The organism is Streptomyces sp. NPDC052496 (genome assembly GCF_040679095.1).
In the GTDB taxonomy this organism is placed as follows: Bacteria; Actinomycetota; Actinomycetes; order Streptomycetales; family Streptomycetaceae; genus Streptomyces.
In genome coordinates this window covers 66,200-87,830 of the sequence record NZ_JBFAUH010000019.1, presented here as the reverse complement: position 1 = coordinate 87,830, position 21,631 = coordinate 66,200, and the positions used below count along the sequence as shown (strand labels likewise).

General features: G+C 72.9%; 19 protein-coding genes. 5 read left to right on the top strand and 14 right to left on the bottom strand.

Features of this window, described 5'->3' with window-relative positions:
- Positions 1-69: 69 nt before the first annotated feature.
- Complete coding sequence (locus tag AB0L45_RS24805; RefSeq protein WP_365843428.1) at positions 70-2,115, top strand: fructose-specific PTS transporter subunit EIIC; 2,046 nt, start codon at positions 70-72, stop codon at positions 2,113-2,115.
- Between the two features lie 152 nt (positions 2,116-2,267).
- Here the strand turns inward: AB0L45_RS24805 and AB0L45_RS24800 are convergent, their stop codons facing one another.
- Together AB0L45_RS24800 and AB0L45_RS24795 are read right to left on the bottom strand one after the other, a co-directional pair.
- Positions 2,268-3,524 (bottom strand): Ig-like domain-containing protein, encoded by a 1,257-nt coding sequence (locus AB0L45_RS24800; protein ID WP_365843615.1) that lies wholly within the window; start codon positions 3,522-3,524, stop codon positions 2,268-2,270.
- A gap of 99 nt (positions 3,525-3,623) precedes the next feature.
- Positions 3,624-4,823: a CaiB/BaiF CoA-transferase family protein gene (locus tag AB0L45_RS24795; RefSeq protein WP_365843613.1), complete on the bottom strand. Its 1,200-nt coding sequence runs from the start codon at positions 4,821-4,823 to the stop codon at positions 3,624-3,626.
- A gap of 303 nt (positions 4,824-5,126) precedes the next feature.
- Here AB0L45_RS24795 and AB0L45_RS24790 point away from each other — a divergent pair, with 303 nt between their 5' ends.
- Positions 5,127-5,474 carry a hypothetical protein gene (locus AB0L45_RS24790; protein ID WP_365843426.1) on the top strand — a complete coding sequence of 116 codons (348 nt, stop codon included), beginning with the start codon at positions 5,127-5,129 and terminating at the stop codon, positions 5,472-5,474.
- A 42-nt stretch (positions 5,475-5,516) separates the two neighbouring features.
- Here the strand turns inward: AB0L45_RS24790 and AB0L45_RS24785 are convergent, their stop codons facing one another.
- The 8 genes from AB0L45_RS24785 to AB0L45_RS24750 all read right to left on the bottom strand — a co-directional run bounded on the left by AB0L45_RS24785 (position 5,517) and on the right by AB0L45_RS24750 (position 13,690).
- The gene (locus AB0L45_RS24785; RefSeq protein WP_365843424.1) at positions 5,517-6,128 is read right to left on the bottom strand and encodes a Yip1 family protein; all 612 of its coding nucleotides are present in this window, start codon (positions 6,126-6,128) and stop codon (positions 5,517-5,519) included.
- A 320-nt stretch (positions 6,129-6,448) separates the two neighbouring features.
- On the bottom strand, positions 6,449-7,636 hold the full coding sequence (locus AB0L45_RS24780) for a P1 family peptidase (RefSeq protein WP_365843422.1): 1,188 nt from the start codon (positions 7,634-7,636) through the stop codon (positions 6,449-6,451).
- A 144-nt stretch (positions 7,637-7,780) separates the two neighbouring features.
- A complete protein-coding gene (locus AB0L45_RS24775; RefSeq protein ID WP_365843420.1) occupies positions 7,781-8,551 on the bottom strand; it encodes a L,D-transpeptidase family protein in 771 nt (256 codons plus the stop codon).
- A gap of 257 nt (positions 8,552-8,808) precedes the next feature.
- Complete coding sequence (locus AB0L45_RS24770) at positions 8,809-9,963, bottom strand: low temperature requirement protein A (RefSeq protein ID WP_365843418.1); 1,155 nt, start codon at positions 9,961-9,963, stop codon at positions 8,809-8,811.
- Positions 9,964-10,140: 177 nt separating this feature from the next.
- The gene (locus AB0L45_RS24765) at positions 10,141-11,031 is read right to left on the bottom strand and encodes a hypothetical protein (protein ID WP_365843416.1); all 891 of its coding nucleotides are present in this window, start codon (positions 11,029-11,031) and stop codon (positions 10,141-10,143) included.
- Positions 11,032-11,108: 77 nt separating this feature from the next.
- On the bottom strand, positions 11,109-12,728 hold the full coding sequence (locus tag AB0L45_RS24760; RefSeq protein ID WP_365843414.1) for a peptidoglycan-binding protein: 1,620 nt from the start codon (positions 12,726-12,728) through the stop codon (positions 11,109-11,111).
- 115 nt (positions 12,729-12,843) lie between these two features.
- The gene (locus AB0L45_RS24755) at positions 12,844-13,248 is read right to left on the bottom strand and encodes a hypothetical protein (protein ID WP_365843412.1); all 405 of its coding nucleotides are present in this window, start codon (positions 13,246-13,248) and stop codon (positions 12,844-12,846) included.
- A gap of 88 nt (positions 13,249-13,336) precedes the next feature.
- Positions 13,337-13,690: a type VII secretion target gene (locus AB0L45_RS24750; protein WP_365843410.1), complete on the bottom strand. Its 354-nt coding sequence runs from the start codon at positions 13,688-13,690 to the stop codon at positions 13,337-13,339.
- A gap of 534 nt (positions 13,691-14,224) precedes the next feature.
- Here AB0L45_RS24750 and AB0L45_RS24745 point away from each other — a divergent pair.
- Entirely contained in the window at positions 14,225-15,583 is a 1,359-nt protein-coding gene (locus AB0L45_RS24745) for a M20/M25/M40 family metallo-hydrolase (protein ID WP_365843408.1), read from the top strand.
- A 148-nt stretch (positions 15,584-15,731) separates the two neighbouring features.
- Here AB0L45_RS24745 and AB0L45_RS24740 read toward each other — a convergent pair whose 3' ends face one another.
- Positions 15,732-16,307, bottom strand: a complete 576-nt coding sequence (locus AB0L45_RS24740; RefSeq protein WP_365843406.1) for a TetR family transcriptional regulator — start codon at positions 16,305-16,307, stop codon at positions 15,732-15,734.
- Between the two features lie 70 nt (positions 16,308-16,377).
- Here AB0L45_RS24740 and AB0L45_RS24735 point away from each other — a divergent pair, with 70 nt between their 5' ends.
- Together AB0L45_RS24735 and AB0L45_RS24730 are read left to right on the top strand one after the other, a co-directional pair.
- Positions 16,378-16,971: a dihydrofolate reductase family protein gene (locus AB0L45_RS24735; RefSeq protein ID WP_365843404.1), complete on the top strand. Its 594-nt coding sequence runs from the start codon at positions 16,378-16,380 to the stop codon at positions 16,969-16,971.
- 158 nt (positions 16,972-17,129) lie between these two features.
- Positions 17,130-18,416: a MerR family transcriptional regulator gene (locus tag AB0L45_RS24730; protein ID WP_365843611.1), complete on the top strand. Its 1,287-nt coding sequence runs from the start codon at positions 17,130-17,132 to the stop codon at positions 18,414-18,416.
- 20 nt (positions 18,417-18,436) lie between these two features.
- Here AB0L45_RS24730 and AB0L45_RS24725 read toward each other — a convergent pair whose 3' ends face one another.
- From AB0L45_RS24725 to AB0L45_RS24715, 3 genes are read right to left on the bottom strand one after another with little or no spacing between them, the layout of a single operon-like run.
- Positions 18,437-19,642, bottom strand: a complete 1,206-nt coding sequence (locus AB0L45_RS24725) for an FAD/NAD(P)-binding oxidoreductase (protein WP_365843402.1) — start codon at positions 19,640-19,642, stop codon at positions 18,437-18,439.
- 54 nt (positions 19,643-19,696) lie between these two features.
- Positions 19,697-20,716: a sulfite exporter TauE/SafE family protein gene (locus tag AB0L45_RS24720; RefSeq protein WP_365843400.1), complete on the bottom strand. Its 1,020-nt coding sequence runs from the start codon at positions 20,714-20,716 to the stop codon at positions 19,697-19,699.
- 52 nt (positions 20,717-20,768) lie between these two features.
- Complete coding sequence (locus AB0L45_RS24715; protein WP_365843398.1) at positions 20,769-21,554, bottom strand: GntR family transcriptional regulator; 786 nt, start codon at positions 21,552-21,554, stop codon at positions 20,769-20,771.
- Positions 21,555-21,631: the final 77 nt, after the last annotated feature.

The window sequence follows — 21,631 nt, the reverse complement described above, 5'->3', positions numbered from 1 at the left end:
CCGGACGCTGGGCGGGGCCCCCGGACGAGCTGAGTTTGCTGGGACTTGATGCGAGCGAAGGAGCCCGCGATGAGTGAGCTGATCACCGCGGAACTGGTCGATCTCGACCTGACCGCCGAGAGCAAGGAAGCGGCCGCGCGGTCGCTGGCCGAGCGGATGGCCGGGCTGGGCCGGGTCACCGATCTGGAGGGCTTCCTCGCGGACGTGGCCGCGCGCGAGGCCCAGATGCCGACCGGCCTGGACGGCGGCATCGGCATCCCGCACTGCCGCAGCGCCCACGTCACCGAACCGACGCTCGCCTTCGGGCGCAGCGCCGCCGGCATCGACTTCGGCGCCGCCGACGGCCCGGCCGACCTGATCTTCCTGATCGCGGCACCGGCCGGCGGCGACGCGGACCACCTCTCCATCCTGTCGACGCTGGCCCGCCACCTGATGGACGAGGAGTTCACGGGGGCGCTGCGGGCTGCGGACGCACCGGCGGCGGCAGCGGCGCTCATCCGGGGCGACGAGCCGGACGCCGTACCGGAGGAGGCGACGGCCGCACCGGAGACGGCATCTGAGGCCGCCCCCGTACCGGCCGCAGCGGCCGAGGCCGGTCCCGGCCCGGAGGAAACGTCCCCTCCCGCCACCCCCTTCCGTATCGTCGCCGTCACCTCCTGCCCCACCGGCATCGCCCACACCTACATGGCCGCCGAAGCACTGGCCAAGGCGGGCAAGGAGGCCGGTGTCGAGCTGGTCGTGGAGACGCAGGGCTCGGCCGGGTTCAAGCGGCTGGACCCGGAGACCGTGGCCGCGGCGGACGGCGTGATCTTCGCGCACGACGTGGAGGTGCGCGACAAGGACCGGTTCGCCGGGAAGCCGACCGTCGACGTCGGCGTGAAGGCGGGCGTCAACCGGCCCGCCGAACTGATCGCCGAGGTACGGGAGAAGGCCGCCCGGGGCGAGACCGCCGCCCCCGCCGCGGCCGCCCCCGCGCCCATGGACCGCAACGGCGAGGCGGGCGACGGCTTCGGCACCCGGCTGCGCAAGTGGCTGATGACCGGCGTCAGCTACATGGTCCCGTTCGTCGCCGCGGGCGGCCTGCTGATCGCGCTGGCCTTCGCGATCGGCGGGTACGGCATCAACAAGGCGCCGTCCGTCGCCGAGCACTTCGTGTGGACCGAGTCCGCGAGCTGGGCGGCGCTGCTCTTCCAGGTCGGCAACGTCGCGTTCGGCTTCCTCGTCCCCGTCCTGGCGGGCTTCATCGCGTACGGCATGGCCGACCGGCCGGGCCTGGTGCCGGGCTTCGTCGGCGGCGCGATCGCGCTGACCGTCAACGCGGGCTTCCTCGGCGGCCTGATCGCCGGGCTGATCGCGGGCGCGGTGGTGATGGCGGTGCAGCGGGTCGAGGTGCCGCCCGCGCTGCGCGGGATCATGCCGGTCGTCGTCATCCCGCTGATCTCGTCAGCGGTGGTCGGCTTCCTGATGTTCCTGGTGGTCGGCAAGCCCATCGCCGCGCTCCAGAAGGCGCTGACCGACTGGCTGAGCGGACTGTCCGGCGCCAATGCCGTCATCCTGGGCGTCATCCTCGGCCTGATGATGACGTTCGACCTCGGCGGCCCGCTCAACAAGGTGGCGTACGCCTTCGCCGTGGGCGGCCTCGCCAACCCCAACGACGGCAGCCTGAAGGTGATGGCCGCGGCGATGGCGGCGGGCATGGTGCCGCCGCTGGCGATGGCGCTGGCCACCACCGTACGCGGCCGCCTCTTCACCCGTACCGAACGGGAGAACGGCAAGGCGGCCTGGGTGCTGGGCGCCTCCTTCATCACCGAGGGCGCGATCCCGTTCGCGGCGGCCGACCCGCTGCGCGTCATCCCGTCCGCGATGGCGGGCGGCGCGGTGACCGGCGCCCTGTCGATGGCCTTCGGCTGCACCCTCCGCGCCCCGCACGGCGGCGTCTTCGTCGCGCCGCTGATCGGCCGGCCGCTCCTCTACCTGGTGGCCGTGGCGGCAGGCACGGCGGTCACCACCGCCCTGGTCGTCCTCCTGAAGGGCCTGCGCAGGACGGACACCCCGAAGCCCGCCGCCGGCCCGGCCACCCCGGCTCCTGCCGAGAGCACACCGGTGGCGGCCTGACCGTACGGAGCGCGACACGACGGTGGCCGGTCCCTTCCCCGGGACCGGCCACCGTCATGACGTACGAGACGTACGAGACGTACGAGACGTACGAGACGTACGAGACGTACGAGACGTACGAGACGTACGAGACGTACGAGAGGTACGCGGGATCAGACCGCGCTGCCCGCCTGCCACTCGCTCCACGACATGTTCCAGCCGTTGAGGCCGTTGTCCGGCTTCACGGTCTTGTCGGGGGAGTTCTTGACGACCACGACGTCACCGATGAGGGAGTTGTCGAAGAACCAGCTGCCGTTGGTGTTGCCGCCGCCGCCCTTGTTGTCCTGGAGGCCGACGCAGCCGTGGCTGGTGCCGGCGCGGCCGAAGATCGACGGGCTGCCCCAGTAGTTGCCGTGGATGAACGTGCCGGAGGAGGACAGGCGCATCGCGTGCGGGACGTCCTTGATGTCGTACTCGCCGCCGAAGCCGACGGTGGAGCCGTCCATCCGGGTCTGCTCGAACTTCTCCGAGATGACCATCTGGCCGTTGTAGGTCGGGTTCTTCGGGCTGCCGCCCGAGATCGGCACCGACTTGAGGGTCTTGCCGTCGCGGACCACCGTCATGGTCTGGGTGTCCATGTCGACGGTGGAGACCTGGGAGCGGCCGATGGTGAAGTTCACCGTCTTGGACTGGACGCCGGTGATGCCCGGGCCGCCCTTGACCCCGTCCAGGTCGATCTTCAGCGTGACCTTGGACCCGGCCTTCCAGTACTGCTCCGGACGGAAGTCCAGGCGCTGGGCGCCGAACCAGTGGCCGACGACCTTCTGGCCGCTGCTGGACGTCACCGTGATGTGGGACTGGACGTCCTTCTTGTTGGTGATCGCCTTGTCGAAGGTGAAGGACACCGGCATGCCGACGCCGACGGTCTTGCCGCCGTCGGGCGTGTAGGAGCCGATGAAGCTGTTCTTCGAGGAGACGGTGGTGAAGGTGGCGTTCTCGGTGGCGGCCCGGCCCTTGCTGTCCTTGGCGTTGGCGACCAGCTTGTACTTGGTGCCCCGCTCCAGCTGGACCGACGGCTTCCAGGAGGCGCCGTCGGCGGATATCGAGCCCTTGACCGCGGCGCCGTTGTCCACCTGGGTGAGCTTGACGTCGGTCAGCTTGCCGCCGCTGACCTGCACGCCGGTGTCGTTGATGCTGGCGTTGGTGGCGCCGTCCTTCGACGTGACCGAGATCTTCGCCTCGGAGGCGTCCTTGGCGGCCGCGGCGTCCGCGCCGGCCTGCCCCTTGCCGTCCTTGCCGCCCGCCGAGGCGTCACCGCCGCAGGCGGACAGGGCCAGGGCACCGGCAGCGAGGAGGGAGGCCGCCGCGAGACCGCGACGCAGCCGGCGCTTGGCGCGGAACGGTGCGGGCGGCGCGGTGTTGTCCGGCATTGTCACGGGCTGCTCCATGCAGGGGTGTTGTCAGTCAGTGCTGGTAAACAGCAACTACGGGCGGGTTTGGTTGCACTCCCGACTTCGTTGTGACGAGCGTCACATGAGAGGGGGGAGGGGTGGCAGGGGCGCGTCGGCCGGGCCGGCCAGCCAGGTGCGTACGGATGTGCCGTGCTCGTCCAGGGCGGGCGGGGCGCACGGGGCGGTGACCGGTGTGGCGGACAGCCGCAGCGGGCTGCGCACCTGCGGGGTGCGGTCCGCGCCGACCGGTACGACCGGGTCCAGGCCGAGCCGCTCGGCCAGCGCGAGCGCTTCGCCGACGGTGTTGACCGGGCCGCACGGCACGGACGCGGCGGTCAGCCGCTCGGTCCAGTCCGCGGGTGTCCGGTCCGCCAGCCGCTCCTCCAGTTCCTTGACCAGTTCGGTGCGGTGGCGCACCCGGTCCTGGTTGCGTGCGAAGCGCTCGTCGTCGGCGAGGCCCGGCGCGCCGAGCGCCCGCGCCAGTGCCCGGAACTGCCGGTCGTTGCCGACCGCGACGGCCAGCGGCTCACCGTCCCGGCAGGCCAGCGTCTCGTACGGGGCGATGCTCGGGTGCCGGTTGCCCAGCGGGCCCGGGTCGCGGCCGGTGGCCAGCTGTCCGGACGCCTGGTTGACCAGCGAGCCGAGCAGGGAGGACAGCAGGTTGACCTCGACGTGCTGACCCTGCCCCGTACGGTCACGGTGGCGCAGCGCGGCCAGGACGGCGGTGGTGGCGTCCTTGGCGGTCAGGACGTCGACGAGCGCGACGCCCGCCTTCAGGGGCGGCCCGCCCGGTTCGCCGGTGATGCTCATCAGGCCGCCGACGGCCTGCACGACGAAGTCGTAACCCGGCAGGGAGGCGCCCGCCCCGGAGCCGAAGCCGGTGATCGAACAGTGCACCAGGCCGGGGTGGGCGGCGAGGGTGGCGGCCGGATCCAGCCCGTGGCGGGCGAGGGCGCCCGGCCGGAAGTTCTCGATCAGTACGTCGGCCCGGCGGGCCAGTTCCCGGGCCGCCGCCGCGTCGTCGGGGTCGGCGAGGTCCAGGGCGAGGCCGCGTTTGGAGCGGTTGGCGGCGTCGAAGTACGCGGCCGTGCCGTCGGCGGTGAAGGGCGGCCCCCAGGAGCGGGTGTCGTCACCCGAGCCGGGCCGCTCCACCTTGATCACGTCGGCGCCCAGGTCGGCCAGCGTGGCGGCGGCCAGCGGGCCGGCCAGGACCCGGCTGAAGTCGGCGACCAGGACGCCTTCGAGGGCCTTGGGGGTTTCGGGGGTGGCGCGGCGCATGGGGGGTCGGGGCACGTGCGTACTCCTCACGGAGGGCGGAGGCGGTGCGCCACATGCTCGTGGACGATCTTGGGTGGGGGGAAGGGGGCGTCCGTGTACGGCCGGTGTGGGCGAAACGTGGGGAGGCCGGGCGGGTGGTGCGGAGGTGCGGGTGCGGTGTGGGAGTTACGTCACGTGTGGGACGTAAGTCCGTTCAATCCCCTGACGGAAGTCCCTGACATGGTGTCTACTACAGGAGTCCGCCCCGCCGGGGCCCGCACGGGCCCGGAACCGCACCGTCGCGCACCCGACCTGGAGGACCGCATGTTCCCCTCCGTTCCGCTCCTCCAGCAGATCGGCCTGGCCATCCTGCTCACCGTCACCGTCGGGTGGGCCGTCAGCCAGGCCCGGATCGTGCGCCGGCACCGCTACGGAGCACCGTCCGGGAGCGGCGACTTCAGGGGCACGCCAGCGAAGCGGGACTTCGGGGCGCCGTCCGGGAACGGCGGATTCGGGGTCACGCCCGGGAGCGGTACGAGGCCGCTGCTGCGCGCCGTGCCGCGGCAGACCGGCCCGGCCGGCCCGCCGTCCGAGCGGGTGGAGCTGAGCGCGGCCGAGCGGGAGGCTTTTGCCGGACTTGTGCGGCAGTTGGACGGTAACGAGCGGCACTGAGGGGGCCGGCCGGCGCTGCCTTGAGACGCCGGCTGCTCGGCCTCAGCGCACCGGCCCCAGCTTCAGCAGCGCCAGTGAGGCCAGCATCTGTACGGCGACCGCCACCGCCGCCTTGACGGTGGACAGGTGGTGCTGGCCCCGGATGAGCAGGATCGCCAGCAGGTAGCCGAAGCCCCAGGTCGTCCAGGCCACGGCCTGTACGAGCGTCGAGCCGTGCGGCAGCCACGTGGCCAGCACCAGCCGCGGCAGATCGGTGACCCAGAACAGCACGACGAACAGGCTGACCGTCGGCTCGAACCGGCCGTTCCCGCCGATGGTGCGCGCTATGGCGTGGGTGACCACGCCCAGCGCGAGGCTGGCGACCAGGACGCCCGCCTCCGCGATGGCCGCCAGCTCCAGCGCCTGGTGCTGGTCCATCGCCCACTGCTTGCGGAAGGCGTCCACCGACACGATGCCGAGGGCGCCGCTGATCAGGCACAGCAGGACGGCCGCGCTCCAGGCGCTGCGGTCGCGCGCCTCGTCCATCACCTCGACGGGCCGGTACCAGAGCCCGAGGAACAGACGGTGCCACCACAGCCGTCGGCGCCGCTGCGGCGGCCCCGGTTTCCTGGGCGATGGCTGGACGAGCGTGGGAGGAGGCGGCGGCGCGGACATATGGCCCGTTCTACCACCACGGGCAGGGGGACGGCTGCGACGGGTGGTGGTCCGGGGAGGGCGGGAGTGGGTCGGGGCCGGGGCGGGCAGAGGCGTCAGTACGGCAGGCGGGTGTCTTGGTGCGGGGGGGGGGAGGCCGCGGTACGAGGGATGGAGGCCGCGCTACGGGGGGTGGAGGCCGCGGGACGGGAGCTGGGGGCCGCGGGACGAGGGCTGGAGGCCGCCGCGGTACGGGAGCTGGGGGCCGCGGGACAAGGGCTGGAGACCGCGGTACGAGGGATGGAGGCCGCGGTACGAGGGCCGAAGGGCGGAAGGACGTCCTACGAGGGATAGAGATCGCGGTACGCCGGGAAGTGGCCGCCCGGAGTGTCCACCGTCTCCGCCGCCAGCACGGCCTTGACCACGGCGCGGGTCAGCGCGTCGGCCCCGGCGGCCAGGATCTCGTTGAGGGCGCCGGCCTCGGCGTGCATCCCGAACGCCGGGTCGGCGACGGCCGCTTCCGGCGCCGGTGGGCGGTCGCCGGTGGCGAGCGCGAAGACCGTGTCGCCGTCGGTGAGCAGGTGCGCCGGGCGTACGGCGCGGGCCAGCCCGTCGTGTGCGGCACCCGCCAGCTTCTGCGCCTGGGCGCGGGTCAGGGCGGCGTCGGTCGCGACGACGGCGAGGGTGGTGTTCAGGGGCGGGTGCGCGGTGGAGGCCGAACGTCGCTCGGAAGCGGTACGCGCCTCGGCGAGGCGGCGCTGTGCTTCGGCGTGCGCCTCGGGGGACGGGAGGCCGGTCCCGGCGGCGGCCCCGGGCGCCGCGTGCCGCGCCAACTCCGCGCACACGTCCCCGTACTGCCCGTACAGCACTCCGGTCCGTGGATCGACCACCGACCCCGCCGCGTTGACGGCCGCCAGCGCGGCGACCGTGACGCCCGACGGCAGGACCAGGCTCGCGGTGCCGATGGCGCCCTTGACGCCGCCGGCCACCGCGCCCGTACCGGCCCCGGTGTTGCCCTGCCGGACGGGCGCGTTCAGGTCCGTGGCGGCGGCGTCCTCGATGGCGGCGCGGCCCAGGGCCGCGTCCGGGCGGGCGTGCCAGTCGCCGCCGCGCCCCAGGTCGAACAGGGCCGCTGCCGGTACGACGGGGACGACCTGCGCCGGGTCCGGGCCGACGCGGTAGCCGCGGCCCTGCTCCGCCAGCCAGGCCACCGCCCCGGAGGCGGCGTCCAGGCCGAAGGCGCTGCCGCCGGTCAGGACGACGGCCTCGATGCGCTGGACCAGGTTGCGCGGGTCCAGGGCGTCCGTCTCGCGGGTGCCGGGGCCGCCGCCGCGTACGTCCACGGCGGCGATGACGCCGCCTTCGGGCGCCAGGACGACGGTGGTCCCCGTCAGGCGCCCGTCGCCGACGCGCTGCGCGTGGCCGACCCGCAGTCCGGTGACGTCGGTCAACGCGTCCAGGGGGCCGGGGCGTTGCGGTGCCCCCTCAGGCGTGAAGGTGGTGGCGGGGCGCTGGGTGTCGTCGGCCATGGCACATGCGTACCACGGGTGAGGCGGGTGCGGTGAGCAATGTCCCGGCCGCGTTCACGACGGGGGCGGGGCAGCGGCAGGCCGGCAGCGGACCGGTGGCGGGTCCGGCGGCAGACCGGCGCCAGGCCGTCGGCGGTCCGGTGATCAGCGGCCCGCCGGCCCCATCACGACGACCGGGTGCTGGGCCGGGTCCAGTGTGCGCAGCAGCTCCCGCATCACCTCGGGCTTGAGGCTGATGCAACCCTGCGTGGGGCCGTTGTGGTCGACGTGCAGCCACACGCCGCCGCCCTTCGCGGCTCCCTGCGGGCGGCGCTGGTCCAGGGGCGAGGAGCCCTTGACCCGGTTGTAGTCGATGGCGATGACGTAATCGAAGGCGCCGCCCAGCGGCTCGCCCTCGACGCCGGTGCCGTGCGCGACGAAGCTGTCGTTGCGGTCGTAGGGCAGCTTGGTGCCCTCGGGCGGCGCCAGCTTGCCGCCCGCGTCGCTGAGCGTGAACACGCCCTGCGGCGACCGCAGATCACCGTAGTGGTGGTCCTTGGTCCAGCCCCGTGACGCGTTGTGCGCCGCCCAGCGGGTGCCGGGCCGCCAGTCGTCCGAGCCCTCGGCGCGGGTGTAGAGCACGACGGAGGAGTCGTGCGCGTCCGGGCCCTGTCCGGTGACGACCAGGACCTGCCGGGACTCGGCCGGGATCTGCTTGCGGTCCGCGTCGCTCAGGCCCGGGATCGCGCGCGGCGCGGGCGCGGCGGCACCGCCGTTGACGTGCAGCGCGGGGGCGTCCGGTGCGGAAGGGGCGGGCCGGGCCTGGTCGGTGCGGTGCCCGTCGTGGTCGTCGCCGGAGGCGGGCCAGGCCCACAGCGCGGTGCCCACGAGCGTGGTCAGGGCGAGACCGCTGACGGCCTTGCCGCGACGGGTCATCCTTATTCGCGTACCGCTGGGCTGGGCGTGGCGGGCAGCCATGTCGTGGCGTCTCCTCGCCCGTCGGCTCCGGGCCGGTGGGCTGTCGCAGGTATAAAACGGGCAATCCGCACCCTACACCGTCCGGCGAAAAGCCCGGCACCGGTTCTGGTGCTCTTCATGCGTCGCAAGGGGCCAATGGCCGAAAGGCTATGGACCTTTGGCCGGAACCGTGGGTTCCGGCCTCCCGTCACGATACGTCCCGGACTGGCGGCCGGTCAGCTTCCCAGCGCCTGGCCCTGGCGTGCCGTCAGCGTCGCGCCGACCGCGACCGTCACCGACGCCACCAGCCCGGCCAGCAGCACCGCGGCGTTCCCCGCGAATGTGCAGGCCAGGACCAGTACGGAGGACACCGGCAACACCAGTTGCTGGACCAGGCCGCGCTTTTGATGGCGGGAGTGGATCAGCCACACGGTGAACATGAACAGCGCCCCGGGCACGGTCACGCACGCCGACGCCGCGAACTGCGAGACGTGCGACTTGCCGACCGACTCCTCCACCGACACCTCGATACCCGCGCCGATCGCCGCCGCCGAGCCGAAGACCAGGTAGTGCCCGTAACCCCAGAGGAACGCCTGGCGGTTGGAGGCGAGGTGCAGATGGATCGGGACCGCGAAGTAGATCCAGTACGCGGCGAAGATCAGCAGCAGGCCGCCCGCCGCGATGGGCAGCAGGTCGCCCAGCTCCTCCTGCGCGTCCACCGCGGACTGCACCGCGACCGTCGCGGCAGCCACCGTCTCACCGAGCATGATGATGACGAACAGGCCGTACCGCTCCGCGATGTGGTGCGGGTGCCACGCCGTCTGGTGGTCACGCTCGGCCAGCGTCGGTACGGCCAGCTCCGCGACCGCGAGCGCCAGGAAGACCCACGGCCGTACGCCCTCCGGGGACAGCAGCACGGCCAGCCAGCCGACCTGGCACAGCGTCACTCCGCCGGCGTAGCGCAGCGCGGTCGTCCGCTCGGGCCCCGTACTGCCGTGCGCGGCCCGCAGCCACTGCGCCACCAGCGCGAGCCGCATCACCAGGTAGCCGAACCAGACCACCGTGAAGTCACCGTCGAACGCGCGCGGCACCCCCGCCGCCAGGACCAGCACGCCCGCGATCTGTACGAGCGTCACCACCCGGTACAGCGCGTCGTCGGTGTCGTACGCGGACGAGAACCACGTGAAGTTGAGCCACGCCAGCCAGATGGCGAAGAAGAGCATCAGATAGCCGGGGATGCCGTGCCCCGGATGCCCCCCAGCGAGGGCGTGCACGAGCTGCCGCCCGGCCTGGGCGACGGCCACGACGAAACACAGGTCGAAGAAGAGTTCCAGTGGGGTGGCGGCGCGGTGCTGCTCGGAACGGCCACGGGCCGTCATACGGGCCATCATGGGCTCAGTACAGTCCGCGCGGCCGGGCACCGCCACGGGACGCGCGGGAACGCCGCCGGTCGGGGGAGCGCCGGGGGGTGACGGAGGATCGGCGGGGCGATGGGGGATCGGCGGGGGCCGGTGGGAACCGGTGAAGATCGGCGAGGGCCGGGCTCCGTGAACCGGTCACAGGAGCGTTCAGCGCACGGTGATCCGCACCGACCTGGTCTCGGAGTGCGCCCGGCTCTCCGCCGTCTCCGGGGTGCTGCCGTCCGCGCAGCGGTAGCAGCCGAACAGCTTGACCTCGGTGGTGCCCACCTGGTCGGCCGAGAAGGTGTACCAGTCCTTGCGGTCGCCCGCCGCGTTGCCCTCGACGTGCGGTGTGTCGCTCAGCAGCGGTACGGGCCCGGAGCTGCTGCGGCTGACCACCCGCCAGGTGATACCCGGTACGTTCGAGTAGGCGTTCGGCAGCGAGAAGCGCTCCCCGCGCCGGACGGTCACCTCGCCGCCGGGACCGCCCGCGAATCCGGCGTCGAGCGTGCGCCCCCGGTCGAGGCCGCCACCCGTCGCGCTCGGCGCCGCGCTCGGCGCCGCGCCAGGACCCGTAACCACGGTGACCTGGTACGTCATGGTGCGGTCGCTGCCCGCTTCGGTCAGCACGACGCGGGCGGTGCCGGGCTTCACGGCGTGGAAGGTGGCCCGTACGCCGCCCTTCTCGTCCGGAGCGGCGGACCCGGTGCGATGCCGTACCGCTATGCCCTCGATCTTGGGCGCATTCACCTGCCAGCGGCTACCGCCGCCGCTGCCCTTGCCCGCCTCCGGGCCCGCCCCGGCACCCGGCCGCAGCACGATGTCGAAGTCCGTACCGGCCCGCACCCGCAGGCTCATCGCCTGGGACGGGTACGCCCAGGCCGCGCCCGGCACCCCGCCCGGCGAGGTGGGCGACGGCGACGCGGTCGGCGCCTTGACGCAGCAGTCCGACGGGCCACCGCACGCTCCCGTCGTCAGGGCGACGAGAGCGGCGGCAGCCGTGGCCAGGGCGGCGGCGCGCAGCCGGGGGCGGGGGAGGTGGTCCACCATCTGCGTCATGTGCGCCGTCTGCCTCGCCTGCATCATCTGCGCCGTCTGCCTCGTCTGCCTCGTCTGCATCGTCTGCGTCATGCGGATCACTTCGGTACGTGCACGGCGTACGCGTCCGGCAGGTCGTTGTCGGACGCCTTCTGCATCCGGCCGTTGACGAAGTCGTCCTCGCTGATCCAGGTCGTGGTGCCCCACGGGTTGTAGACCTGGAGCATGTCGCCCTCCTGGCCGACGATCATCATCGCGTGGCCGCTGCGGTCGCCGTCCTTGTAGCCCTCCACGCCGATCGGTACGGGCTTGCCCTCGGCCACCGCCTTCTCGATGTCCGGCAGCGCGTCCCGCCGGGCGTCGGCGCTGCCGGTCTTGCGCAGCTCGTACTCGCCGCCCGTGTGCGGGCTGATCTCCTTGTTGACGACCTCGGTCTTCCCGTCGTTGTCCATGCCGCTGGGCTTGCCGGTGCCGAACCAGCCCTCGTGGCCGCCGTCGCCCTCCTCGTGCACCCGGTGCTGTTCGTCCACCAGGCGCTCGCGGAACGCCTTGGGGTCGTTCTCCTGGCCCGACTCACCACCGGTCAGTCCGAGGGCGTAGACCGGGTCGACCATGGCCCGCGCGGTGACGGTCGAGGAGGCCACGCAGGTGCCCTCCTGGCCGTCGCCGCCCTGGGCCCATGCCTGCCCGTTGAAGGCCGCGGTGTCCTTGTTGACGTTCGAGCCGTCGGCGTTGCGGCCCTCGTCGTTCTTGCTGTCGCCCTGGGTGACGACCGGCGTGAGGTGGGCGGCGAGCCACTGCTCGTCGTCGCCGTGCGGGTGGATCTTGTCGCGGAAGCCGCGTACGGAGTCGAGGTCGTTGCCGGCGGCGAGCGCCTTCATCAGGTAGGCGCGCTCCTCGGGCGACTTGGACTCGGCGAGCATCCGCTCGAACTCGGCGCGGTCCGCGGCGTTCATCTTGTTCAGGTACGCGCTGGAGCGCTGGAGATCGTTGGCGGTGAGGATCTCGTTGTGCTCGCGCGCCGGGTCGTTCTCGTCGACGGTGGAGGTGTCGGCGAGCATCAGCTTGTCCGACGCGGTCAGGCCGCGCGCCGTGATCTTGCCCGAACGGGCCTCGGCCGCGTACTTGTTCAGCTCGCGCGCCGCCTCCCGCGCCGCGTCGTCGGCCGTGACCGCCGCGCTGTGCAGCTCGGCGACGCCGGTCTGCGCCATGCTCTTCGCCCGGTTCTTGGCGTCCTCCTCGTCGTCGTCCTCCCACATGTCGTCGAAGAACCCGTCCTCGCCGCCGAGCAGGCTCAGCGCCTCCTCCAGGCTGGGACGGCCCCGGCGGTCGGTCGCCTGGGCGGACCGCAGGGCGTCCGCCAGCCGGATCAGCTCGCCGCCGGCCTTGCTGAAGGCTTCGGCCATCTGCTGTGCCGCCCGGTCGGCGGCGGCCACCACGTCCGCCGCCTTGACGGCCGTCGTACCGGTCCAGGCGTCCGGCAGGGTCTCCTGGGCCACCTTCTGGATACGGGGCTGCACCTCGTGGGCGCACGCGTCGGCGGCGGAGCGGTAGCTCTTGCCGGTGCTCTCGATCGTGCCGGGGTCGCCCATCGGGGCCTGCACGGCGAGCGCCTTCTTGATTTCGGATATCAGGTCGTTCTTGCTGTCGGCACCGTCGATGCCCTTGACCCGGTCGGCGAGTTCGGCCCGCCGTGCCGTCGTGGATTCGCCCGCCATGTGGGCCGCCTTTCCCCCGTGGTGTTGCTGGATTGGTGGTGCTGGTAGTGGTGGTGTTGCTGTGCTGGTGGTGCCGCAGGTGTGTTGCCGGTGCGGCTCACGGTGCAGAGGAGGCTTACGGTGCCGGTGCGGCCCCCGCGGTCAGCCGGAGCTCCATCAGCGCGGCGACCGCCTCGAACCAGCGGGCCAGCGTCTCGTCGTCGTCCACGCCCCCGGCGGTCCTGGTGGCCCCGGCCGCGGCGGCGAGCCAGGCGCCGGCCGTACGGGACGGCGCCTCGCCCGGCAGCGGCACGTCGAGCGCGGCGGCGTAGGCGGCGCCGCCCGCGCGCACCACCCCGGCGAGGTAGGCCACGGAACGGGGCAGCACGCCGAGCCGGCCGAGTGCCAGGGCGGCGGCGATCGCTCCGTCACCGAAGAGGGCGCGGCGGGCGTGGCCCTCGGCCGGCAGGCCGAAGCGCAGCATGGACGGGACGTCGAGCCGCAGCAGTTCGTCGTCGGTCTTGGGGTGGAAAACGGTCATGGCTGGCTTGCCTGTCTGGTGGCGGTGGTGTGGTGGCGGTGGTGGTGGAGATAAATACGGACATACGCCGATGGGTTCGGAACGCTGCTCAGCCGAAGGGCGTGGCGGCCGCACCTGAGGGGGCCGGTGTGGTGGCGGACGCGTGGCGGAGGCCCGAGATGGCGGAGTGGTCCGCGGCGCCGTAGTTGTTCGTCGTGGTGCGGAGTTTCTTCGCGATCTCGCCGAGGGCGTCGTGCAGGACGGTGGCCTCGCGCTGCCAGGCGCCGGCGAAGTTGTCGAAGGCGGGCGCCACGTCCTCGCCGCCGAACGTCTCCGGCCTGCTGCACGATTCCTGCGGAATGGATTTCTGTACGGAGGCGACCTGCCCGGCGGCGGAATCCAGTTCCGACGCGCTGCTCTCCGTACCGGATTTCCTGATCGCGAAACCTGACCCGTTGGCCATGCGTAGGTACCGTCCCCGTGTGTCCGTAGTGCGCTTCCCGCGCCGAGCGGCCTGGTGTGCCGCGCGGGATTCCCGGACGCGTACGAATGCGTGCCGCTGCCGATTCTCCGCGGATTCCGCTGCGTACCAGGTCACTTCGGTGCCGGAGGAGCATAACCGATGTCTGGCGGATTCTCGCCGTAGTGCCGGCCGGGCGAAACGCAATACGGTGGTTGTTCGACCCGATAGGCCGGTCATTAGGTCGTTCCGGGCGCTTAGGTCCCGGGAATTCCCGCAATGGGGTTTCCGTGCATTCCGGGGCGGGGTGCGGAAGATGGCGGGGTGGGGTGCGGAAAGGTGGCGGGGGTGGGAACTCCGGGCCGGTAACGCGCGTTGTCCGTACAGGATTTGTACGGGAAGGAGGGGGACGCGCAGCGGTCCGATCGCCGGTTCGTCCGCCGGTGGGCGGAGAGGTGGTGCGGGGCGGCGTTTTCCGGCCCGGCGCGGCCGGTCTCGCCCTCGCCCACACGTCCGTTACATGATCAAATGCTACGTATGAGCGATAGCGCGCGTGACTCCGTACTGGCCCCGCTCGACGCCCGCATGGCGGACCTCGAATCCCTCTACGAAGACCTCCACCGGCACCCCGAACTCGGTTTCCAGGAGACCCGCACGGCCGCCGAGGCCGCCCGCCGCCTGACCTCGTACGGCTATGAGGTCACCACCGGCATCGGCCGCACGGGCGTGACCGGCGTCCTGCGCAACGGCCCCGGTCCGGTCGTCCTGCTGCGGGCCGACATGGACGCCCTGCCGGTCACCGAACGCAGTGCCCTGCCGTACGCCTCCGCCGTGCCCGGCGTCATGCACGCCTGCGGCCACGACGTGCACGTCACCTGCCTGGCGGGCGCCGCCGACCTGCTCGCGGCGGGCCGGGAGCACTGGTCCGGCACCCTGGTCGTGCTCTTCCAGCCCGCCGAGGAGGTCGGCGACGGGGCCCGGGCGATGATCGAGGACGGACTGTTCGGAACGGCGGAGGCCGGTGCCGGTGCCAGCACGGACGACGGCACCAGTACGGACGACGGTGCCGGCACGGACGACGGCACCAGTACGGACGGCGCTGCCGCCGGGCCCGGACGCCAGGGCCTGGTGCCCACCCCCGACGTGGTGCTCGCCCAGCACGTCGCCCCGCTCGGCGCGGGCCTGATCTCGTACGCGCCCGGCGCCTGTATGGCCGCCTCGGACAGCCTGAAGATCACCTTTCATGGCACCGGCGGCCACGGCTCCCGCCCCGAGACCGCCGTCGACCCGATCGTGATGGCCGCCGCCTTCGTCCAGCGGCTGCAGACCGTGGTCGCCCGTGAGGTCGCGCCCAAGGACCGGGCCGTCGTCACCGTCGGGTCCTTCCAGGCGGGGGACGCGCCCAATGTCATCCCCGACCAGGCGGTGGTGCAGCTCAGCGTCCGTACGTTCGACGAGGACGTGCGCGGCCGGGTGCTGGCGGCCATCGACCGTATCGCCAAGGCCGAGGCCACCGCGTCCGGCGCGCCGCGCGAGCCGGAGACCGAGGTGCTGAACACCTTCCCGGTCACCCGCAACGACGACCGGACGCTGGAGCAGGTCAACGCCGCCTTCACCGACCACTTCGGCGCCCAGCGGCTGTTCGGTTACGAACCGGCCGCCGGCAGCGAGGACGCCGGGCTGATCGCCACGGCCGCCGGCGCGCCGCTCTACTACTGGTGGCTCGGCGGCTGGGATCCCGACGAGTTCCGCGCCGCGATGTCCTCCGGACGCCTCGCCCAGGACATCCCGTCCAACCACTCACCGCACTTCACCCCGGTCAAGCAGCCCACCCTGACCATGGGCGTCCAGGCCCTCACCGTCGCGGCCCTGAGTCACCTGGAGCCGCGCCGGTGATCTCCCGTACGCCCAGCCGTACGTAGGCCGCACACCCCTCGGTAGGTCAGGCCCCTTGGTGGGTCAGGCCCCTTGGTGGGTCAGGCCCCTTGGTGGGTCAGGCCCTTTGATGGGCCAGGCCCCTCGATGGGTCAGACCCCTTGATGGGTCAGGGGGCCACGATGCGGTCCACCGCCGCGTTGACCAGCTCGTCCCGTTCGGCTTCGGAGAACACGCCGGGCAGGGTGAGCTGCTCGACGATGAGCCAGTTGAACGCCAGGTAGAGCAGCCGGACGGCGGTCGCGTCGCCGGGCAGGCCGGATTCCTCGTGGTAGGCCACATTGGCGTCGACATCGGCGCGTACGCGCTCGGTCAGCACCGCGCGCAGTTCGGGGCGGCGGGTGGCTTCGAGGCGCAGTTCGAGCAGGGCCAGGTAGCCGGTACGGAACGAGCTGACCCGGCCGACCAGCTCGCGCATCAGCATCGTGTACGTCTCCAGGTCCGGGGCGCTCGACCGCTGCCGTGCGATGGTCGCCTCGTCGGGCTGAAGGCGTTCGTAGACCCGGGCGCCCGCCTGGGTGAGGAGATCGTCGCGGTTGGCGAAGTAGTTGGAGGCCGTACCGGCGGGGACGGCGGCCTCGGTGTCCACCGCGCGGAAGGTCAGGCCCCGCGCGCCCTCCCTGGCCAGGACCTCGATCGCGGCGTCGACGAGAGCGGCCCTCCGCTCGTCGTTCCTGCGGACCATTGACACCACTCCATTCGTAGTACTACGTTCTCACCACTTCACTTAGAGCACTATGAATGGAGTCGTTCGTATGCGCAAGCTGGTCTACTACGTGGCCGTCTCCTTGGACGGCCGCATCGCGGGCCCCGGCGGAGAGTTCGACTTCTACCCTGCGGGCGACGAGGGGCAGGCCGCCGCCTACGGGGCGTGGTGCAACGCCCGCTACCCGGAGACCGTCCCCACCGCGATGCGCGCCGCCCACGGCCTCGCCGACACGCCCAACCGGCGCTTCGACACCGTACTGATGGGACTCGGCAGCTACCGCCCCGCGCTGGACGCGGGCATCACCAGCCCGTACGCGCACCTGCGCCAGTACGTGGTGTCGAGCACGCTCGCGCCCGACACCGACCCCGCCGTGACCGTCGTCCGCGCGGACCCGATCGCACTGGTCCGCGACCTGAAGGGGGAGGAGAACCAGGACCGGGACATCTGGCTGTGCGGCGGCGGCCGGCTCGCGGGCGCGCTGCTGCCCGAGATCGACGAGCTGATCGTCAAGAGCTATCCGGTGATCGCGGGGGCCGGGATCCCCGTGGTCGACGGGGAGTTCGACCCGACCGTCTTCGACGTGACCGACCGTGCCGCGTTCGACAACGGCGTGACGGTCACGCACTTCGCCCGGCGGTGAGGCGGCGCGCCGCCGGACCCGTCCGTGACCGGGGCCTTGACCTTGCCCTTGGGGGAAGCCGCAGCCTCGGGTCCGCGGGGGACTTCCCCGTACGAGGAGGGCGAACCGGTACGAGGAGGGTGAACCGGTACGAGGAGGGTGAACGGGTGGGCGGAGACATGGGGCGGCCGGGCGCCGGGCAGCTGCTCGGCATCGGAGCGTTCGCCAGGGCGGCGCGGCTCTCACCGAAGGCGCTCCGGCTCTACGACGAACTGGGGCTGCTGCCGCCCGCACAGGTCGACCCCGCCAACGGCTACCGGCGCTACAGGCCCGCCCAGTTGGAGCGCGCTCGGCTGGTCGCCTGGCTGCGCCGGCTCGGTATGCCCCTGGCCCGTATCCGCGAGGTGTGCGAACTGGCCGCGGGCCCGGCCGCCGAGGCCGTCTCGGCGTACTGGGCGCAGACCGAGGCCGACACCGCCGCCCGCCGCGAACTGGCGGCCTTCCTCGTCGACCACCTCAAGAGGAAGGACATGGAGATGACGAGGAAGGACACGGACGGGCCGAACACGTCCGCCTTCATGGGAGGGCCGAGGGCCACGCTCCCGCTCAGCATCCGGTACGCGGCGCTCTCCGACACCGGGCTGGTCCGGGAGAGCAACCAGGACACGGCCTACGCGGGCGAGCGGCTGCTGGCCGTGGCCGACGGTTTCGGCGGGGCCGGGGCGTCCGCCGGAGCCGCGGCCGTCGAGGCGCTGCGCGGCCTGGAGAGCCTGGACGGCGCGGCGCTGCGCCCCGGCGACCTGCTCAACGCCCTGGCGGACGCGGCCGGACAGGCGAACCGCTCCGTACGGGAGGTGGTGACGGCAGCGGCCCCGGGCTCTGCCCCGAACCTGGCCTCTGCCCCGGGCTCTGCCCCGGCCCCGGCCCCGAGCTCGGCTCCGGGCCCGGCCTCTGCCCTGGGCTCGGCTCCGGGCCCGGCCTCTGCCCCGAGCTCGACTCCGGGCCCGGCCCCGGACCACGCGGGCACCACGCTGACCGCCCTGCTCTGGACCGGTTCCCACCTCGCCCTCGTACACGTGGGGGACTCCAGGGCGTACCTGCTGCGCGGTGGCGAACTGTTCCAGATCACGCACGACCACACCCACGTCCAGTCGCTCGTCGAGGAGGGCCGGCTGACACCCGAGGAAGCCGAGTCGCACCCGCAACGTGCCCTGCTCATCCGGGCGCTGGACGGGAGCGACGGCCTCGAACCGGAGGTCGGGCTGCGGGAGGCCCGCCCCGGCGACCGCTACCTGCTGTGCTCCGACGGCCTGTCGGCGGTGGTGCCCTCCGACGCCGTACGGGAGGCCCTCGGCGCGGCCGGCGGCCCCGGCCACGCGGTACGGGACCTGGTGGCCCTGGCGCATGACGCGGGAGCGCCGGACAACGTGAGCTGCGTGGTGGCGGACGTGTCCGCCACCACCTAGCGCGGCTCCGGCGCGACCGCTCAGGCCAAGCCCTTGAGCATCCCCTTGAAGTACAGCTGCGGCAGTCCGTACCGCTTCAGGAACCACATGTCCGTGCGTTCCTTCGTCGTGTCGATGAACGGGATGGAGGGCGCCGGTTCCAGGTCGTAATCGAACTCGGCGAGCAGCATCTTGTGGCGGGCGGTGACCAGGGGACAGGAGGTGTAACCGTCGTAGCGGGCGGCGGCGGGCCGGCCGCGCAGTCCGGCCCGCAGGTTGGCGACCACGACCGGTGCCTGCTTGCGGATGGCGGCGCCGGTCTTGGAGGTCGGCAGGTTCGCCACGTCACCGAGCGCGAACACCTCGGGGAAGTCCGGGTGTTGCAGCGTCTCCCGGTCGGCCTTGGCGTAACCGAACGGGGAGGCCGGGTCGGCGAGCGGGCTGTCGGCCACCCACCGCGGGGCCCGCTGCGGCGGCACCGCGTGCAGCAGGTCGTAGCGGATGGTCTCCTTCCCGCCCGTCGCGTTGTCGACGATCTCCGCCTCCCGCGCGGCGCCGTCCACCTGCGTCAGCTCCGACTGGAGCCGCACCTCGATGCCGTACCGCCGTGCCGTCTCCTCCAGCGCCCGGTTGAAGACCGGCACCTTGAACATGGCGGGTTCGGGCAGCACGAGGATCGTACGCATCCGGCCCAGTACGCCGCGCTTGCGCCAGTGGTCGGCGGCCAGGTACGCGATCTTCTGCGGGGCGCCGCCGCACTTCACCGGCCCGGACGGCATCGTGAACAGCGCCGTACCGCGCTGGGTGCGCCGGATGAAGTCCCAGGTGAGCGGCGCCAGATCGGGACGGTAGTTGCTGGAGACGCCACCGTGGCCGAGGGCCTGCGCCAGGCCCGGTATGCCGTCCCAGTCCAGGCTCAGCCCAGGGGCGAGCACCAGCCGGTCGTACGAGACCGTCCGTCCCGAGGCGGTGCCCACCGTACGGGCGGCGGGGTCGACCGAGACGGCGGACTCGCGCAGCCACCGCACACCGGGCGGCATGACCTCCGCCTCCGTACGCAGCGAGGCCCGCAGCGGTGCCTGGCCGCCGCCGACCAGCGTCCACAGCGGCTGGTACCAGTGCGTCTCGGAGGGCTCCAGCACCGCGATGTCGCGCAGTCCGGCGCGGCGCAGCCGGGCGGCGACGGTGATGCCGGCGGTGCCGCCGCCGATGATGACGACCTGGTGGTGCGTCGAGGCGGGGGTCATGTGGGTTCTCCTCCTGAAGTCGAGGGCGGGGATCGGGGGATGGGCCCCGGGGGGCTATAAGCGGGGGATGCTGGTTGCCGCCATCGACAGGGCGAGCACGGTGACCAGCGACGCGAACGCCGTGGACAGGGCCTGGGGCCGGGCCCGTGCGGCCAGCCGGTTGCCGAGCCAGCTGCCCAGCGCGGCGCAGGCGGCGAAGGCGGCCAGCAGCGGCCAGTCCAGGCCGCCCGCCCCGGCCCGGGTGGTGAAGGCCGTGACGGAGTTGACGATGATGACGAGGAGGGACGTACCGACGGCGACCGGCATCTCCAGACCGAGGACCAGCGTCAGCGCCGGTACGACGACGAAGCCGCCACCGACACCGAAGAAGCCGGTCAGCAGCCCGACGGCGGTGGCGGTCAGGGCGATGCGGAGGGCTGGGAGCGGGCGGGGGGTGGGCCAGGTCTTGGCGCGGCCGGCTGGGCGTGCCTTGTCCCGGTCGGTTGGGTGCGGCTCGTCCCGTTCGGTTGGGTGCGCCTTCTGCCGTTCGGTTGGGCGCGCCCTGTCCCGTTTGGCTGGGCGCACCTCCTCCCGCTCGGCTGGGTGCGCCTTGTCCCGTTCGGCTGGGTGCGCGCCCTCCCGCTCGGTTGGGTGCGCGCTCTCCTGCTGTTCGGCTGGGCGGGCCCCCTCCCGTTCGGCTGGGCACGCCCCCTCCCGTTCGGCTGGGCGCGCCCCCTCCCGCTCGCGCCAGGTCCGTACGAGCATCGCGGCCGCCACCGCCAGCATCAGCCCGGCGAACGCCGTCATCAGGACCGTCGGGTCCAGCGCCGCGCTCCAGCGCGAGCCCAGGAACGTACCGGCGGTGCCCAGCCCGCCGAAGGCCGCGCCCGCCGCCCAGCGGACCCGGCCGGCGCGGGCGTGGCAGGCCAGGCCGGAGGCCGCGCCGATGCCGACCACGACGAGTGCGCCCGCCGTCGCCTCGTGCGGCGACTGGTGCAGCAGGTAGACCAGCGCGGGTACGGCGAGGATCGACCCGCCGCCGCCGAGCGCGCCCAGCAGCAGCCCGATGACCAGTCCGCAGGGCAGTGCCGTCACGGCTAGCAACGGCATGGTGCCGGACGGCGCGTCTGCGGCCCGCGCCCCGTTCTCATGACGGACACGAGGCGCGGGGCGCGAGTTCGACCGCGTGGCTGTCGCTCGACCACTCGGCGACGAAGGCGAAGCGGTCACCGCGTACGACGGTCTCGCGCCACTCCACCGGCCGCTCCCCGGAACGCCCCAGCCGCTCGATGGCGAAGGCCGGTTCGCGGTCGGCCAGTCCCAGCAGCCACGCCTGCCGGATGTCGGGCAGGAAGGGGTGGATGCGTTCCCGGCCGCCGGTGACTTTGATCCCGCAGCGCTGCTGCAACTCGCCGTACAGCGAGGTGTGCCGGAAGTCGGCGTCGAGCAGCGGCTCGGCCACCTCGGCGGGCAGGTACGTGGTGTCGTGGGCCAGCGGCTCGCCGTCCGCCAGGCGCAGCCGCTCCAGTACGACCAGCGGCGCGTCCGGTACGAGACCGAGCTGGTCGGCGATCGGGCCGTCCGCCGTCCGCTCCAGCCGCAGCACCTCGCTGCGCTGCTCCACCCCTTGGCCCTCCAGCTCGCGGAAGAGGCTGTAGAGCGAGCCGAGTGGCTGCTGTATGCGCCGGGTGTTCAGCCGGCTGGCGCGGCCGCGTTCGGCGATCACCAGGCCGTCCGCGCGCAGCTTGCGCAGCGCCTCGCGGACGGTGTGCCGGCTGACCTCGTACTCCCCGGTGAGGCGGTGTTCGGCCGGGAACTCGTCGGTGAACTCGTCCGCCTCCATCCGGCGCCGCAGGTCTTCGGAGAGCTGGGCCCACAGGGGCAGCGGCGAGCGCCGGTCCAGGGGACGCGGGCCCGGGGGGAGTTCGGTCATGAAGGCGCCTCCGAGCGGGTACGGGTGGTGCGGGCGGGCCGCCGTCTCCGGCGTGTTCCTCCGCGGCGCCCGCCGCC